This is a genomic window from Pseudomonas algeriensis, assembly GCF_048847255.1.
In the GTDB taxonomy this organism is placed as follows: Bacteria; Pseudomonadota; Gammaproteobacteria; order Pseudomonadales; family Pseudomonadaceae; genus Aquipseudomonas.
The window spans coordinates 1-16,707 of the sequence record NZ_JBKKRK010000031.1; the positions used below are offsets into that span (position 1 = coordinate 1).

Annotated in this window: 11 protein-coding genes; all 11 read left to right on the top strand. The window is 62.3% G+C overall.

Annotated features, from left to right (window positions below; genetic code table 11):
- Nucleotides 1-3,052, top strand: a 3,052-nt coding sequence (locus ACLK1G_RS25620) for an ImcF-related family protein (RefSeq protein ID WP_420767915.1), incomplete at its 5' end; no start/stop codon positions are given.
- Nucleotides 3,049-4,635: a type VI secretion system protein TssA gene (gene tssA, locus ACLK1G_RS25625; protein WP_420767916.1), complete on the top strand. Its 1,587-nt coding sequence runs from the start codon at nucleotides 3,049-3,051 to the stop codon at nucleotides 4,633-4,635. The genes ACLK1G_RS25620 and tssA, both read left to right, overlap by 4 nt.
- A gap of 19 nt (nucleotides 4,636-4,654) precedes the next feature.
- A complete protein-coding gene (gene tssF, locus ACLK1G_RS25630; protein WP_420767917.1) occupies nucleotides 4,655-6,424 on the top strand; it encodes a type VI secretion system baseplate subunit TssF in 1,770 nt (589 codons plus the stop codon).
- Nucleotides 6,388-7,485 (top strand): type VI secretion system baseplate subunit TssG, encoded by a 1,098-nt coding sequence (gene tssG / locus ACLK1G_RS25635; RefSeq protein WP_420767918.1) that lies wholly within the window; start codon nucleotides 6,388-6,390, stop codon nucleotides 7,483-7,485. The genes tssF and tssG overlap by 37 nt, the downstream gene beginning before the upstream one ends.
- On the top strand, nucleotides 7,466-8,002 hold the full coding sequence (gene tssJ / locus ACLK1G_RS25640) for a type VI secretion system lipoprotein TssJ (protein WP_420767919.1): 537 nt from the start codon (nucleotides 7,466-7,468) through the stop codon (nucleotides 8,000-8,002). Before tssG ends, tssJ begins: the two co-directional genes overlap by 20 nt.
- Nucleotides 8,003-8,005: 3 nt before the next feature.
- Nucleotides 8,006-8,473, top strand: a complete 468-nt coding sequence (gene tssE / locus ACLK1G_RS25645; protein WP_420767920.1) for a type VI secretion system baseplate subunit TssE — start codon at nucleotides 8,006-8,008, stop codon at nucleotides 8,471-8,473.
- The gene (locus ACLK1G_RS25650) at nucleotides 8,470-9,609 is read left to right on the top strand and encodes an OmpA family protein (protein WP_420767921.1); all 1,140 of its coding nucleotides are present in this window, start codon (nucleotides 8,470-8,472) and stop codon (nucleotides 9,607-9,609) included. Before tssE ends, ACLK1G_RS25650 begins: the two co-directional genes overlap by 4 nt.
- 143 nt (nucleotides 9,610-9,752) lie before the next feature.
- Complete coding sequence (locus ACLK1G_RS25655) at nucleotides 9,753-11,498, top strand: type I secretion system permease/ATPase (RefSeq protein WP_420767922.1); 1,746 nt, start codon at nucleotides 9,753-9,755, stop codon at nucleotides 11,496-11,498.
- Nucleotides 11,485-12,804: an HlyD family type I secretion periplasmic adaptor subunit gene (locus tag ACLK1G_RS25660; RefSeq protein ID WP_420767923.1), complete on the top strand. Its 1,320-nt coding sequence runs from the start codon at nucleotides 11,485-11,487 to the stop codon at nucleotides 12,802-12,804. Before ACLK1G_RS25655 ends, ACLK1G_RS25660 begins: the two co-directional genes overlap by 14 nt.
- Nucleotide 12,805: 1 nt before the next feature.
- Entirely contained in the window at nucleotides 12,806-14,158 is a 1,353-nt protein-coding gene (locus ACLK1G_RS25665) for a TolC family protein (protein WP_420767924.1), read from the top strand.
- A 91-nt stretch (nucleotides 14,159-14,249) separates the two neighbouring features.
- On the top strand, nucleotides 14,250-16,707 hold a 2,458-nt coding region (locus ACLK1G_RS25670; RefSeq protein ID WP_420767925.1), incomplete at its 3' end, for a M10 family metallopeptidase C-terminal domain-containing protein.

The window sequence follows — 16,707 nt, forward strand, 5'->3', positions numbered from 1 at the left end:
GCTACGCGAAAACCTCCGCTTCCAATACGGCCCCCTCTGGCGCCACAAGGTCCGTCTGCTGCTCATCGTCGGCGAGCCCACCCAGATCGCCGCCATCGCCCCGGAGCTGGCGAAAAAGAAATGGCTCGAAGGCGAACGCACCGTGCTGCTATGGGGCGGCAGCGTCCAGGAAGAATTGCAAACCCCACTGTTGAACCCATGGCTCACCCTACGCCGTTGGCGGGCGCTGGATGGGGTGGTCTGGGCGCTGGACAAACCGCAAAGCACCGATGCGGTGACGCTGGCCAAGGGCATGCGGCACTTGCAGGGGCTGGCTCGGCGGCTACGCCGACGGTTGCCGTTGCACTTGTGGCAGGTGTGCGAGAGCGGCTGGTCCCAGGACGGGCGCGAGAGCCAGCCGGTGGGTTGTCTGTTGCCGGCCAAGGTGACGCCGTCGCTGTTGGAGGCGTGCCTGGAGGATCTGGTCGAGCCGTTGCGTTGCCAGGGCTTTGCCCAGATGAAGATCAAGAAGCGGATGCACCACGATTTCCTGCTGCGCCTGTCCCGAGATTTGCAGGCCGAGGGCATTGCCCGTTGGCGGCAGGCGCTGGCGCCGTCGTTGAGTGGGTTCAACCCGGGGGTGATGCTGCGAGGGTTGTGGTTCAGCCTGCCACTGCGCGTGACGCAAAGCGCTGACGGCGAGCATTTCTGGTGGCCGGACCCGGCGTGGCACGGCGTGCAGCGCGACAAGGCCGTCGGCGCGCGGTTGGGGTGGGGCGCGCCGCGAGTCGTCTATGGGCTGTTCATGGGCCTGGCGCTGGTGTGGGGCGCGGGGATGGCGCTGTCCTTTGTGAGCAATCGGGCGCAGATCGTCGAGGCGCAGGCCTTGTCGACGGCGTTGCAACAGTCATCCACCCAAGAGGAGCAACTGTTGGCGCTCGAAGCGCTCGTCCATGTGCTGGCTCGCCTGGATCACCGTGTCGTGTCCGGTGCGCCGTGGTACCAGCGCTTTGGCTTGAACCGCAATGAAACCTTGCTCGAACTGTTGTGGCCCCGGTATGTCGAGGCCAATAACCGCCTGGTGCGCGACCCGGCGGCGGCGAGGTTGCGCGGGCAACTGGAGGCGCTGGTCAAGCTGGCGCCGGGCAGCCCCGAGCGCGTTGAGCGCACGCGTATGGCCTACGATCAGCTCAAGGCTTACCTGATGATGGCGCGCCCGGACAAAGCCGAGGCGCCCTTGTTGGTCAAGACCCTGGGCCACGCCGAACCCACGCGTGACGGAATTTCGTCAGGGCTCTGGCAGACCCTCGCACCGAACCTGTGGCAGTTCTACGCCGAGCAACTGGCCGCGCACCCGGACTGGCGCATCGAGGCCGACCCGCGGTTGGTGGCGCAGGTGCGCCAGGTGCTGCTCGACCAATTGGGCCAACGCAACGCCGAGGCCAGCCTGTATCAACGGGTGCTGGACGACGCCACCCAGCACTATCCAGCCCTGGGCCTGCAACAGATGGTGGGCGACACCAAAGCCGCTGGGTTGTTTTCCAGCAAGGCCAGCGTGCCGGGAGTGTTCACGCGCCAGGCCTGGGAGGGCCAGGTGCGCCAGGCCATCGATGACATCACCCAGGCGCGCCGCGAAGAAATCGATTGGGTGCTCAGTGATCGCCCCGGTGACATCGATGTGCGCTTGACGCCCGGCGAGCTCAAGGCGCGCCTGACCGAACGTTATTTCAAGGACTACGCGGGCGCCTGGCTGGTGTTTCTCAACAGCCTGCGGGGCAATCAACCCAAAAGCCTGGAACAGGTCATCGACCAGTTGACGCTGATGAGCGACGTGCGCCAATCGCCGTTGCTCGCGTTGATCAATACCCTGGCCTATCAAGGGCAAGCGGGCACCCGCGTCCCGGCCCTGGGCGACTCGCTGATGAGGTCCGCGCACAAGCTCATCGGCCCGGACAAGGCCCCGCCCATAGACCCGCTGGCCGACCTGCCGAGCGGCCCGCTGGATCCGACGTTCGGCCCGTTGTTGGCCTTGCTGGGCAAGGGTGGCGCTGACCATTTGAGCCTCCAGGCCTACCTCACCCAAGTGACCCGCGTGCGCCTGAAACTGCAACAGATCAACACGGCCAGCGACCCCATGGAAATGACCCAGGCCCTGGCGCAGACGGTGTTCCAGGGCCGGGGCATCGACCTCACCGATACCCAGTCCTATGGCCGTCTGATGGCCGCCAGCCTCGGTGCGCAATGGGGCGGCGTGGGCGAAACGCTGTTCGTGCAACCGCTGGAACAGGCCTGGCAGCGAGTGCTGCAACCGTCGGCGGCGGGCCTCAACAGCCAATGGCGGCGTTCGATCGTCGAGCATTGGAACGCGGCCTTTACCGGGCGTTATCCCTTCGCCGCGACGGCCAGCGATGCTTCGTTGCCGATGCTGGGGCAAATGATCCGCGCCGACACGGGGCGCATCGAACGTTTTCTCCACAGCCAGTTGAGCGGCGTGTTGCGCAAGGAAGGCAACCGCTGGGTGGCCGATCCCCGCCACGGTCGCGGTTTGCGCGTCAATCCCCAATTCCTGGAGGCGGTCAATCAACTGAGCGATCTGGCCGACGTGCTCTACACCGACGGCGGCCTGGGCTTGAGTTTTGAACTGAGCGGCAAAGGCGTGCGCGATGTGGTGCAAACCACCTTCATCCTCAACGGAGAGAAACACCACTACTTCAACCAGAAGGAGCGCTGGCAGCGCTTCGGCTGGCCGGGACGCAGCGACTACCCCGGCGTCAGCCTGACGTGGACCAGCGTCCACACCGGCGAACGGTTGTTCGCCGACTACGCCGGCGCCTGGGGGCTGATCCGCTTGCTGGAACAGGCCACGTTCACCGCGCTGGACGATGGCGACAGCCGCTACCGCATGGTGCTCAAGGCGCCCGATGGCCTGGGCCTGACGTGGCACCTGCGCACCGAACTGGATGCCGGACCGATGGCGCTTTTGAAGTTGCGAGGGTTTACGTTGCCGGGGCGGATATTTTTGGGTGAGGGCGGACCAGCGGTGCCCCTGGCGCGCAATGAGGTGCTCCGATGAGCCTGCAAAACCTGATCACCCATTGCCTGGGCAAGCGCGACGCCTTGGCCATCGCCCGTGAACAGGCCGAACGCTGGCAACCCTGGCTGCAGCCCATCAGCGAAGCGGCACCCGTTGGGCACGATCCTGGCTATGACGATGATTTTCAATGCATGCGCGAAGAGGTTGGCAAGCTGTCCGGCGCCGATGCTGAACGAGTGGCCCAACTGGGTGAAAAGCTACTGACCCGCAAATGTAAGGATTTACGCGTCGCCACCTATTACGTGTGGGCTCGCTTGTGCAGGGACGGCGAAGCCGGGCTGGCCGACGGCTTGAGCCTGTTGGCGGCGCTGGTGGAGCGGTTCACCGATACGGTACTGCCCGTGCGACCGAACAGCCGCAAGATGGCGTTGCAGTGGCTGGCCGGCGAAAAGCTGCTCGATACGCTGTGTCGGTATCCGGAGGTGGTGAAAACCGAGGCCGAGCGCACCGCCGCGGCATTGGCCTGGCTGGAGCAGGGCCTGACGGCATGGCCTGACGATCAACGTCCTTGCCTGGGGGCCCTGTATGCCGCGCTATCCGCCCGATTGGCTCGGTCCGAAGGCATGGAGGCGCTGGTCCCGCAGAGTACCCCCAGCCAGGAATCGCAAGCCCAGGCCAGGGCTTCGGCTGCTATCGCGATCAAGTCCGGTCGGGATCTGTTGGACCACGGCCGGGCCTTGGCTGGTTATCTGCGTGATCAACCTCAGGGTTGGCTGGCGGCCCACCGCGTGATGAAGAGCCTGCGCTGGGACACGGTGCAAGAGGCGCCGCCCGAGGACGCCGATGGCAACACCCGGCTGACGCCGCCCAGGGCTGACTATCGGGCGCAGCTCAAGCGTTTGTACTTGCAGCAGGGCTGGACCCAGTTGCTCGATCACGCGGAACGAATCTATGCCGAAGGCGTGAACCATTTCTGGTTGGATTTGCAGTGGTATGTGTATCAGGCACTGAGTCAGCAACCGGCGCCGCAGGTGTGCTGGGCTGATGTCGTCCGACGTGACCTGGGCATGTTTTTGGATCGGTTGCCGGGGTTGGAGCTGCTGCGCTGGCGCGACGGCACGCCTTTCGCCGATGAGACCACACGTGAGTGGATTGCCCAGTACGCCAGCGCAGACCGCCCGGAGCAAGGGTTGGCCGCGCCATCGTCGGCACCGGTCATCGGCGATGCCGACATCTTGTCGTGGGAAACCGAAGCCCTGGCGCAGGCCGACAAAGAAGGGGTCGAGCAAGCGCTGGCTTGGCTGGCGGCGCGCCCGGACATTGTTTGCGCACGCCAACGATGGCTGCTGCGCCTGCTGATGGCGAGGGTGGCCGAACAGTTCGGCAAAAGTGAGCTGGCCATCCACCTGCTGGGGGAACTGGACACCGCTTCACAGCACCATGACCTGTGCGCGTGGGAGCCCGAGTTGTATTTCGAGGTCAAGGCTCGCCTGCTCAGGTTGCTGCGGGTCAAGGCCCAACGCAACGACACGGACAAACCTGCCCTGGCCCGACGCATGGAACCTTTGTTGGCGGCGCTGGTGGCCATCGATCCGGTACGTGCCGCTGTGCTTTGCGGCTGACACTCATTTCAGGACTTTTATGGACATGGAAAATCTGACACTGCGCTATTTCGACGCCGAGATGCGTTATTTGCGCGAGGCCGGCAAGGAATTCGCCGAGGCGTTCCCGGACCGGGCGGCATATCTCAATCTCGACAAGCCGGGGGCGCAAGACCCTTACGTAGAACGTTTGTTCGAGGGCTTTGCATTCTTGATGGGGCGCTTGCGGGAGAAGCTCGACGATGATCTGCCGGAGCTCACCGAAGGCTTGGTCAGCCTGCTGTGGCCGCATTACTTGCGGACCATACCGTCCCTGTCGATTATCGAGCTGGCGCCGGATCTTGCCTTGATAAAGCGCAGCGAACGGATCCCCAGAGGGTTCGAGATCCTGTCGCGCCCCATCGGGCCGCAGCACACCTGCTGTCGCTACACCACCACGCAAGACGTGACGTTACAGCCGCTGGCGTTGACAGTCGTGGCGCGCGACCACGAACCGGATGGCCGCTCGCTGCTGCGTTTGCGTTTTGTCCGAAGCGCGTCCGTCCCTTGGTCACAAATCGACCTGAGCCGCTTGCCGCTGTACTTGAATGCCGATGCGCCACTGGCCAGCGCACTGCACCAAGCCCTGACCTTGAACAGGCAGGCAATGTATGTGCGCTTGCCAGGACAGTCGGATCGCAAGCCGGTGGACGGGTATTTCACCCCCAAGGGCTTTGGCGACGAGGATCGCCTGTGGCCCAAGGGCGACAGCGCTTTCAGCGGCTATCAACTGCTGCTTGAGTACTTCACGTTTCGTGAAAAATTCATGTTCGTCACCCTCTGTGGCCTTGAGCAACTGCCGCTTGAGTCCGGCGCGCCCTGGTTCGAGCTCGAAGTGGTGCTGTCCAAGCCCTGGCCGCAGAACTTCGACCTGAACCGTGAACATATTCGTCTGCACTCGGTGCCGGTGATCAACTTGTTCGTACTGGAGGCCGACCCGTTGGCGCTGGACCCCTTGCAAACCGATTACTTGCTGCGTCCGATGCGCTTGCAGGATGGCCATCTGGAAATCTATTCGGTGGACCAGGTGACCGCATCCAAAGGCGCCGAGCGCATGGACTACGTGCCGTTCACCAGTTTTCGCCATAAAGGCGGCATGCTGCGTGATGAGGCGCCGGAACGTTATTTCCATAGCCGCCTGAAGCGGGCCGCCAATGGGCTGTATGACACCTGGTTGATCCTGGGCGGAGAAGGCTTCGACGAGGATCGGCTGCATACCCACGCCAGCCTGTCGTTACACCTGATCGGCACCCACGGCCAGCTGCCACGCAAAGCGCTGCAGAGCACGGTGCTCGATACAGCGGTGCAAACCACCCAGTTCGGCGTGCGGGTGCGCAACCTGTGTGCGCCGACGTTGCCGTGCTATCCGCCAAACCGCGACCGTTTCCACTGGCGCATCCTGAGCCACCTGGGCTCCAATTTCTTGCCGATGCTCGACAGCGCAGAGGTGCTGCGCGGGACGTTGGCGTTGTATGACTGGACCGGCAGCGAGCAGAACCGGCGTCGCCTGGCGGCGATTGTCGAGGTGAACCATCACCTGGTCCAACGTTTTGAAAATGGCTTTTTGCTGCGCGGGGTGGATATTGAAATCACCTTGGATGCCCACGGCTTTTCGGGGGACGGCGATATCAGTCTGTTCGGTGAAATGCTCAACCGCTTTTTTGCGCTCTACGCCGACATTCATTTGTTCACCCAGCTCACGCTGATTCTTCAACCTACCGGAGCGTGCCTGCGATGGAACGAGAACCACAGCCAGCGCATTCCCGGTTGAACGCCGATGGTTTGCTGGACGCGTTGCGAGGGCGGGTGGCCGAGGCCAGCCTGTATCGTTTCTGCCAACTGTTGGAACAAGCGCTGCCCGGCCATCCTCTGCTTGGCAGCACCGCGCATCCGGCAGACGATCCCGTGCGCTTTCGACCCGATCCCGGCATGGGGTTTCCCGCCGGTGAGCTGAAGGCGATCGAAATCGACACGAACAACCCGCAACGTCCGGCTACGGTGCGCACCCGTCTGATGGGTTTGTACGGCCTAGATTCGCCAATGCCGACGGGGTTTGTGGATGACATCGCTCAACGCCGGGAGGGGCATGAGGCACTGGAAGCTTTCCTCGACATTTTCAATCACCGGATTTTCACTCAGTTCTATCGAATCTGGCGCAAGTACTCTTATCCAGCGACGTTTGCAGCGGGCGGCAGCGATGCGACATCGCAGTGCCTGTTCGGTTTGATCGGGCTGGGCATTCCCGGAACAGCGGAACGCGTCGCTACCCCAGTCTCCCGTTTCCTCGCGTTGCTCAGCGTCATGCGCCTGCCTACCCGCAACGCCGAAGGCATCGAGGCGCTCGTCAAGCTGCTTGCCGTCCATACCCAGGCACGGATAACCCCGCACCGGCCGCAGAAGATTCCCTTGCCGCAACCGGCCAGCCTGTGTCCGTCTTGCCCGGTACGCTTGTCCAAGGGCACGCCGCTGGGCAATGTCGGGCAAGACGTCAACAGCCAGCTGCACTTGGTGCTGTCCACCGACGACGCGCAGGAGGCCAATGACTGGTTGCCCGGCGGAGCGCTTCACCGCGACCTGCTTGTACTCCTGCGGGTGTACCTGGGATGGCGCTGCACCGCGACGCTGCAATTGACCATCGCGGTAAGCAGCCTGCCAACTCCGATACTGGGGCATCGGCAGATACGACTGGGAATGACCGGTGTGCTGGGCTTGGGTTCAGACACCTGGCAGCCGCGAGAACAGGACACCCTCACGATCAATATGGGCCGCTACCAGGGCCTTTCGACCAACCCACGGATCAGGGAAACACAACATGTCACATACCTTTATTAACCGGTTGGCACTCACGGTGCTGGTCGCTGCGCTTGGCGGGTGTGGAGCGGCGCAGACCGTCGAGCCGAGCACGGGGTTCACCACCGGGACGATGTTCCGTAAACAGGTCAAGACCTTGCACCTGGATTTCAACGCACGAACCGCGCTCAACACCGAAACCGCGGACATGAACGCCTTATCGCTGCCCACCTTGGTGCGGGTTTACCAGTTACGCGACAGTACCGCGTTGGAGCAGGCCACCTACGACGGGCTGGTGAACACAGACGACAACCTGTTCGACGGTGCATTGCTGGACAAACGCGCCGTGGTGGTGAAACCCGGGGCAGGGGCGCTGTTGAGCGTGCCCATGGACCCCCGCACGCGGGTAGTGGCGCTGGTGGGCTTGTTTCGAAGTCCAGACGCCGCGTTAGGCTCCTGGCGCCTGGTGCTGAGGCGCGAAGACCTGGACCCGGATCGGGCACGGCTCATCGAGATGGGGGCCAACCAACTGACGTTGCGCCCGTTGGCGAAGGACTGATCCATGACCGAGCCCAACCCTTCGCTCTATGAAATGCTGCTGCAAAACTTCAATGGTGAACTGGATTTGCATCGCGTCAGCGAGCAGGACCAGCACACGCTGTCGGTCCTGGACAACCTGCAACGCATCCTCAACAGCCGGGCCGGCAGCCTCAGCCATTTACCGGATTATGGACTTCCCGACATGGGAACCATTTTGCAGGGGCTACCGGCTACCGCCCATACGTTGATAAAGGCCATGACCCATACCCTGCTCAAATACGAACCGCGATTGACGGCGCTCGCCATCGAGCTACTGCCGCAATTACTGCCGGGGCATTTGGAGTGCGCCCTGGACGTGCAGTTGAAAGGAGGGCGCCGGGTAACTTTCGGTACCACGTTGGGACCGGAGGGCAAAGTCCTGATTCGTCACCTGAAGCGACAGAACCATGTGGCGGCAACGGGAACGGATAACGCAAGGCAAGCGCGATGAGCGCGTTGTTTGAAGTGCATGTTCGAATCGGTGGCGATCCGCGCGGCTATGCTGAGTTCGTCGCTTTGCGCGACGAGTTGGCCAGATTGGGCCATGGCGCCTGCCCAGACGTGGATTGGCAAAAAGTCGAGCAGTTATGCCTTGTGCTGCTGCAACTCAACGGTGCGGAGCTGCAAACCGTCAGCTTCTATGCGCTGGCTCGAAGCCAGCGTCACGGTTTGGACGGCATGGTCCAAGGCGTTCGATTGTTGAAGACGCTCAGCAGTCAATGGCCCAGCCTGTGGCCGCCGTCGGTGCGGGTGCGCCTGGATACGTTGGGGTGGTTGTTCGCACAGCTGCAAACGCTGCTGCGTGGCCTGGCGCTGACGACCAACGATCAGCGCGCGTTGCTTGAGCTCGATGGTGCGTTGGGCTGCCTGACTGAGCGGCTGGCAAGCTACGCATCCACGCCGCTGCCGGCTCTCCAGTCTCTGCGCCAGCAGGTCAACCAGCTGATCCAACGTTTGGAACGATGCGATCAACGTATCGAAGCGGCGCTGCTTCCCATGGGGATGACAGAGCCGGCATTGGCGATACCCATTGTGGTCCTGCCCCCGCCGGACATGACCCATCGTAAGGGGCACTTTTCGCCATGGCTGTGCGGCGCGGCGCTCGTCTTCGCTCTCGTCGCAGGGGTTGTCGGGTGGCGGATGAGCGCGAGGTCAGCGTTGGTCTTGCCCGCTCCGGTGCAGTTGGACAGCCTGTCGCTGTTCGATGTCGGCAGTTCGCAGCTCAAGCCTGGTTCGACCGATACCTTGGTCAAGGCCTTGGTGGATATCAAGGCCCAGCCAGACGGGTTGATCGTCATTTCAGGCCATACCGACGGGACAGGTTCATCGGAACAGAACCTGCAACTCTCAAACGCCCGTGCTGTTGCAGTGCGGGACTGGATGCAGCACGTGGGCAAAATCCCCGCCGGTTGCCTAGCCGTCCAGGGCGTCGCCGCCGGTCAGCCCATAGCTGGAGACGACACCGAAGCTGGGCGAAGGGCCAATCGGCGTGTCGGTATCCGCGTGGTGCCGCAAGTGGTGGCTTGTGAGTCTGCATGGGGCGCGGGCAAGGGCGGCGCATCCCAGGGGATGCCCCTTAAGTACTGAACTGATGTGCCGATACACGCTGGTAGACCCGATTTCGCCGGTGCTCCAACGGTATCCAACCAAGGATCTTCCAGGCGTCAGCGGGCCTGTCCCTTTGTGATTTTTTTAAGGTTTGACCGGAATCGGACCTCAGGTAATGACCCATGCCAGCCCACTCCAGGACCGAGTTGGAACAAGCCCTTGCCGCGTGCAAGGGCAGTTTTCTTTCCGTTGCCTTTTTCAGTTTTTTCGTTAATTTGCTGATGCTGGTTCCTTCGTTCTACATGTTGCAGGTCTACGACCGCGCGGTAGCCAGTGCCAGCCTGTCGACGCTATTGATGCTGACGCTGATCATGTTGCTGCTCATGACCACAATGGGTGGCCTGGAGTGGGTTCGCTCGCGGATCATGGTACGGATCAGTACGCGCCTGGACACGCTGCTAGGCCAGCGATTGTTCGACGCAAGTTTCAAGCAGGCGCTCAATTCCAGTGGCATGAACGCCACGGCCCAACCCGTGAGTGATTTGAATGGGTTACGCCAGTTCTTGACGGGCAACGGCCTTTTCGCATTTTTCGACACGCCCTGGATTCCGATTTACCTGGCAGTCATGTTCATGTTCCATCCCTGGTACGGTTGGATGGGGTTATTGAGCGCGCTGTTGCTTGGGGCGCTGGCCTTCGCCAACGAGAAGCTCACCCACGCGCCGCTGCAGGCTGCCAACCGGGAACAGATGGCGGCCATGGCGTTTACCCATAAAAGCCTGCGCAACGCCGAAGTGGTCGAATCCATGGGCATGCTTACGAGCCTGCGTGACCAATGGAATGGGCAAACCTACAGGGTCCTGTCGCTGCAAAGCCTCGCCAGTGACCGTGGCACCACCGTTGCGGCGATTTCCAGGACGTTTCGGCAGGTCGTCCAATCGCTGGTCCTGGGCCTTGGCGCTTACCTGACGATCAATCACGAGATTTCTCCCGGGCTCATGATCGCTGGCTCGATTCTGCTAGGGCGCGCGCTGGCCCCTATTGATCAGCTGATTGGCGTATGGAAAGGCTTTTTGGGGGCGCGTTCGCAATATGCCCGGCTGCATGAATTGTTACTCAAGTTCGCCGCCGAACCTGAGCGCATGTCCCTGCCAATGCCCGAGGGGGCGATCCGTGTCGAGGGGCTTTCGGTAGGCTCGCCCAACGGCGGCAAGCCGATCATTCGTAGCGTGGGATTCGAGGTGCCGGCGGGGTCGGTGGTCGGCATCATTGGTCCCAGTGGCGCCGGCAAATCGACCCTGGCCAGGGCGCTGTTGGGGATATGGTCGGGCATGGCCGGTACGGTGCGCCTGGACGGCGCGGATATCAGCCAATGGCGCCGGGAGGAACTCGGCCCCTATGTGGGCTATCTGCCGCAGGACATTGAGCTGTTCGAGGGCACCATCAGCCAGAACATCTCCCGTTTCGGTCCGGTGGATGCGCCTGCGGTGGTCGCCGCCGCGCGCATGGCCGGGGTCCATGAGCTGGTGCTTCAACTGCCAGACGGCTACGACACCCTGATCGGTGCCAACGGCGGCGGGCTTTCCGGTGGTCAACGCCAGCGTATCGGCCTGGCTCGCGCCTTGTATGGAGAGCCGCGCCTCGTAGTGCTCGATGAGCCGAACTCCAACCTCGACGAAGCCGGAGAAAGAATGCTCGCCGAGGCGTTGCAAAAACTCAGGCAAAGCCGGGCGACCGTATTTGTCATCACCCACCGGCCAGGCGTGCTGGCGCAGGTCGACAAGCTGTTGGTCCTCAATCAAGGCGAATTGAGCCTCTTCGGGCCCCGGGACAGGGTGCTGGAACGGTTGCAAGGCGCTGCGTCGACGGCCAGGCAGGCCGGCGTCGTTGAACCGTCACAAACGGATGAGCGTTATGCAAAACAATAGTCACTCATCCGTGGACAGGGCTGAGCTGATGACCGATGACAAGCCCGTACGGCGCATCGGCTACGTTATGCTGCTGGTGACCTTCGGCCTGTTTGGCGGCTGGGCGACCTTCGCGCCGCTCGACAGCGCGGCACTGGCGCCGGGTGTGGTCACCGTCAAGAGCTATCGCAAGACGGTGCAGCATTTGGAAGGAGGCATTGTGCGCGAGCTGCGCGTGCGTGATGGCGATCAGGTGAAGGCGGGCGACGTGCTCCTGGTTCTGGACAACACCCAGGCCCGCTCGGAAATGGAAGCGATGCGCAGCCAACTGATCGCCGCCCTTGAACTCGAAGCCCGGTTGGTGGCTGAGCGCGATGCTCTGCCCGAGCCGCTGCCTGTACCGACACTAGATCACGCCGATCCGCGTGTGCGCGAGGCGCGCGACAGCGAACGACGAATCTTCCAGGCTCGACGAACGTCGTTGCTTGGTGAGATTGCCTTGCAGGAAAAATCCATTGGCCAGATCCAGGAGCAGATTCGCGGGTACAAAGCCGTCGTGGCCAGCAAGCAAATGCTGGCGGCATCCTACCAGGACGAAATCGTCGACCTGCGTGCGTTGTTGGCCGAGGGTTACGTGGACAAGCAGCGTCTGCGTGAGCAGGAGCGCAGCCTCTCTCGGTTGCAGGCGGAAATGGCAGAAAGCCAGTCCGAAAGCGCACGGGCCCGGGTTCAGGCCGACGAAGCGCAACTGAAAATCCTCCAGTTGAAAAAAACCTTCGCCACAGAGGTCGCGAGCCTGTTGGGCGATGCACGGACCAAGGTCTATGAACTGCGCGAACGCTTGGCGACCCTGCAGGATCGCGACCAGCGCACCGAAATCCTCGCGCCCGAATCCGGCAGGGTCATGGGCATGGCGATACACACCCTGGGTGCCGTGGTCAGCCCGGGCACCGCGCTGCTGGATATCGTCCCGGCCAATGAAGAATTGATCGTCGAAGCTCAGGTTTCGACAACGGACATCGACCGGATCAAGCCGGGCAAACTGGCGGGCATTCGGTTCAGCGCGTTCAACAGCAGCACGACGCCGGTCGTCGAAGGGCGGTTGATGCAGGTATCGGCCGATCGGCTGGTCAACAAGGACACTGGCGCCGCTTATTATCTGGCGCGCGTTGCCTTGACCGATGACGGGCGCCGGGCGCTCGGCGATCTTACGCTGGTGCCGGGCATGCCGGTTGAAGTGTTGATCAATACCGGGGCGCGGACGCTGCTGGAGTATTTGATTCAGCCGGCGAGTAACGCCTTCGCCCGTTCGCTGATCGAGGATTGAGATGAGGTCTTTGGTCGCGTTGTGCCTGATTGCCTGCTCACTTGGCGTCCTCGCCGATGATGGGGCGGCGTCCAGCTATACCGATTTGTGGCAATTGCACCAGGAAGCGCAAGGCGCCGATCCGCGTATCCTGCGGGCGCAAGCCTTGACTCGCAGCGGCGAGGGCAATGAGCGCGCCGCCTTCGGCCAATTGTTGCCGCAGCTCAACGCCAGCGGTAGCGTGAACCGCAGTCGGCGGGAGGACGAGCTGAGCCGTATCCAGTACAACGGCAAGCGCGTTGCCGTGATGCTCAACCAGGTGATCTACGACCCGCAGGTCTGGCGCAGTTACCAGCGATACGTGGAGTTGGCGCGCCAGAGCCAATACGAATCCGATGACACGCAGGTGCAGGCCAGCATTGACCTGTCCGAACGGTATTTTGCCGTGCTTGCGGCGGAGGACGAGCTGTCCCTGGTGCGTAGCGAATTGGACGCGACCGAACGCAACCTCAAGCGCGTCCACGCGTTGTATGCGCGCCGGATGGCAATGGTGACCGATACGCTCGACCTGGAGGCGCGGGTGGATGCACTCAAGGCTGACGAGATCGAGGCCAGGAACAAGGTCGAGGTCAGTCGCGAGGCCATCTCCGAACTGGTGGGGCGCGAGGTCCGGGAACCGTTCAAGCGTATTGCCGACAATCCGGTCTTCAGCCTGCCGGCGCAAGCTCAGGACTATTGGGTGCAGACGGCAGTCGACAGCAACCCAGCGTTGCACGCCCGCGAACACAGTATCCGTGCCGCCGAGGCGGCGATCGGCGAGGCAAGGGCCGGCCATCTGCCTCGGCTGGGCCTGAATCTCACGGCGCAACGCAGCGACATCGGCTATGAAGGTGCGTTGGCGCCTCGCTCGGACAATCTCGTCGCGTCCCTCGACTTGCAGGTGCCCCTCTACAGCGGCGGCTCCACCCGTGCCCGGGTGTCGAGTTCCGAAAGCGAAAAGGAGGTCGCGCAACAGGAGCTGGAAGCCTTGCGCCGCCAGGTCATCAAGGAAACCCGCACGGCGTACCTGGGCATGAGCGCCGAGCTCAGCCGGATCAAGGCAACGCGGCGCGCACTGGAGTCCGCCGAAAAATCCCGGATAGCCACTGAAAAGGCCTTCGCCTATGGCGTCAAGAATGCCGTGGACGTGCTGGACACCATCCAGGCTGAATTTCGTGCGCGGCGTGACTTTTTTCAATCCCAGTATCGCTTCGTAACCAGCCTGCTGGTCCTGCATCGCTGGAGCGGTCGGTTAGGGGAGCCGGACATCCGCAAGGCCAACGATTGGCTGGTTGCCCCAGCCTCTTCGGATGCGCGGTCGAAAAATAGTGGCTAACTAATATCAATGCCCTTGTTTCTCATGCAAAATAAACCACTTGTAGCGGCCGCATCCGGGAAAGGTCGCAGACAGTCCAAAGGAAGTTCGCATGCCCAGTCCGCTTGGTTATTCCTCCGTTTCGAACGCAAAACTGACCACCAACGCGCAGGTCAACAGCTTGCTGGTCGGTACTTATTGGAGCGGTAGTGCGACAGCAGGCACGTCCTTGACGTACAGCTTCATGACGGCGGATTCCTACTTCGCCAGTAACTACAGCAGTGAAAACGAATACCTGCTTGGCTACGCCGTAACGACGGAGCAGCAGGACGGCATTGTTCGTGCCGTCGACAGCTGGGGGGCGGTTGCCAACCTCCATTTCACCCAAGTCAGCGAGTCTGCTACCAACGTGGGTGACTTGCGGTTCGGCGGCTACCTGTGGATGGACGATGACACCGCAGCGTGGGGCTATTATCCCGGCCGCACGCCCAGCGCGGGCGATGTCTGGTTGGGGCCGATCACCAATGACCCCACCCCGGACGAGGGATCCTACGACTACTTGGTCTTCATGCATGAGATCGGCCACGCGCTGGGCCTCAAGCATCCGTTCTCCAAGAGCCTGTCGAACCCGACGGTACTTTCCGCGCAATTCGATGACGTGCGCTACACCATCATGAGTTACAACAGCGCGTACTCCTACGAGCCCACGACACCCATGCTGCTGGACATCGCGGCGATCCAGAGCCTGTATGGCGCGAACAACCAATGGCAGACCGGTAACACCACGTATAGCTGGACGACTGGCCAATCGGTTTTCGAGACGATCTGGGACGCGGGCGGCAACGACACCATCGACGCGAGCAACCAGGCGGGGGCGGTGCGTATCAACCTGAACGAGGGCCAATTCAGCAAGATCGGCCAGGCCTTCCTCAACACCAAGACCGGCGCTGCCTTCAATGAAGGATTGGCGATCGCCTACGGCGCGAAGATCGAAAACGCTATCGGCTCGGCCAATGACGACACGCTGATCGGCAATGCGCTCGGCAACCTCCTGGATGGCCGCGGCGGTAGGGACGTCATGACCGGTGGCGCCGGTAACGATACCTACGTGGTCGACGATTCCAGGGACACCATCAGCGAAACCAGCACCCTGGCGACCGAAGTCGACACGGTACGTTCCTCCTTGAGCTGGAGCCTGGGCGCCAATCTGGAGAACCTCACGCTGACGGGTATCGCCAACCTCAATGGCTCCGGCAACGCCTTGAGCAACGTATTGACCGGCAACGCCGGAAACAATGTCCTGGACGGCGGGGCCGGCCGAGACACGCTGGTTGGTGGCGCCGGAAACGATAGTTATGTGATCGATAACGTCAATGACAGCGTCGTCGAGCTTGCCGACGGTGGTATCGACCTGGTTCGCACCGCAGTCACCCATACCTTGTCGGCCAATGTCGAGAACGGGCAGCTGCTCGGTGTCGCGGCCCTCAATCTCGTCGGTAACGCGCTGAATAACAGCCTGGTCGGCAATGCTGCCGCCAATGTGCTCAATGGCCTGGGCGGCGCGGATACCCTGGACGGTGGCGCCGGCAACGATACCTACCACGTCGACAACGCCGGCGATACGGTCATCGAGCGAGGCGCCTCCCTGACCGAGATCGACAGCGTTATTTCGACCGTCAACTTCGCCTTGGGCACCAACGTTGAAAACCTGACGTTGAGCGGTGCCGGCAGCATCAATGGCAGCGGCAATGCACTGAACAACCGCATCACGGGCAATGCCGGCGCCAACATCCTGGACGGTGGCCTCGGTATCGACACGCTCGTTGGCGGCACCGGCAGCGACACCTACGTGGTCGACAACCTCAAGGATGTCGTCAGCGAAACCAGCACCCTGGCCAGCGAAATCGACAGCGTACGTGCTTCGGTCAACTGGGTGCTTGGCGCGAATCTGGAAAACCTCACCCTGACCGGTATCGCCGCCATCAACGGCAGCGGCAATGCGCTTAACAACGTACTGACCGGCAACGCCGGCGCCAACGTGCTGAACGGCCTCGCCGGACGCGACACGTTGGTCGGCGGTGATGGCAACGACATCTATATGCTCGATAACACAGGCGACAGCGTCGTTGAACTCGCCGACGAGGGGCGCGACGTCGTGCGTACGACAGTCAGCCACACCTTGGCGGCCAACGTCGAGGACGGTCAGTTGCTCGGCGCCGCCGCGCTCAGTCTCACCGGCAACGCGCTGGGCAACAGTCTGACCGGCAACGCCGCCGCCAACACCCTCAACGGCCTGGACGGTGCGGACATCCTCGATGGCGGCGCCGGCATCGACACCCTGATCGGGGGAACCGGCAACGACACCTACGTGGTGGACAACCTCAGGGACGTCATCAGCGAAACCAGCAGCCTCGCCAGCGAGATCGACACCGTGCGTTCCTCGGTGAGCTGGAGCCTGGGTGCCAATCTGGAAAACCTAACGCTTACCGGTGCTGCCGCGATCAACGGAAGCGGCAACGCCTTGGAAAACGTACTGATTGGCAACGCGGCCGGCAATGTCTTGAACGGCG

Bases quoted from the DNA above. Each gene is read 5' to 3' on its own strand.
- tssA (WP_420767916.1), top strand. From the start codon at position 3,049: ATGAGCCTGCAAAACCTGATCACCCATTGCCTGGGCAAGCGCGACGCC.
- tssF (WP_420767917.1), top strand. From the start codon at position 4,655: ATGGACATGGAAAATCTGACACTGCGCTATTTCGACGCCGAGATGCGT.
- tssG (WP_420767918.1), top strand. From the start codon at position 6,388: ATGGAACGAGAACCACAGCCAGCGCATTCCCGGTTGAACGCCGATGGT.
- tssJ (WP_420767919.1), top strand. From the start codon at position 7,466: ATGTCACATACCTTTATTAACCGGTTGGCACTCACGGTGCTGGTCGCT.
- tssE (WP_420767920.1), top strand. From the start codon at position 8,006: ATGACCGAGCCCAACCCTTCGCTCTATGAAATGCTGCTGCAAAACTTC.
- ACLK1G_RS25650 (WP_420767921.1), top strand. From the start codon at position 8,470: ATGAGCGCGTTGTTTGAAGTGCATGTTCGAATCGGTGGCGATCCGCGC.
- ACLK1G_RS25655 (WP_420767922.1), top strand. From the start codon at position 9,753: ATGCCAGCCCACTCCAGGACCGAGTTGGAACAAGCCCTTGCCGCGTGC.
- ACLK1G_RS25660 (WP_420767923.1), top strand. From the start codon at position 11,485: ATGCAAAACAATAGTCACTCATCCGTGGACAGGGCTGAGCTGATGACC.
- ACLK1G_RS25665 (WP_420767924.1), top strand. From the start codon at position 12,806: ATGAGGTCTTTGGTCGCGTTGTGCCTGATTGCCTGCTCACTTGGCGTC.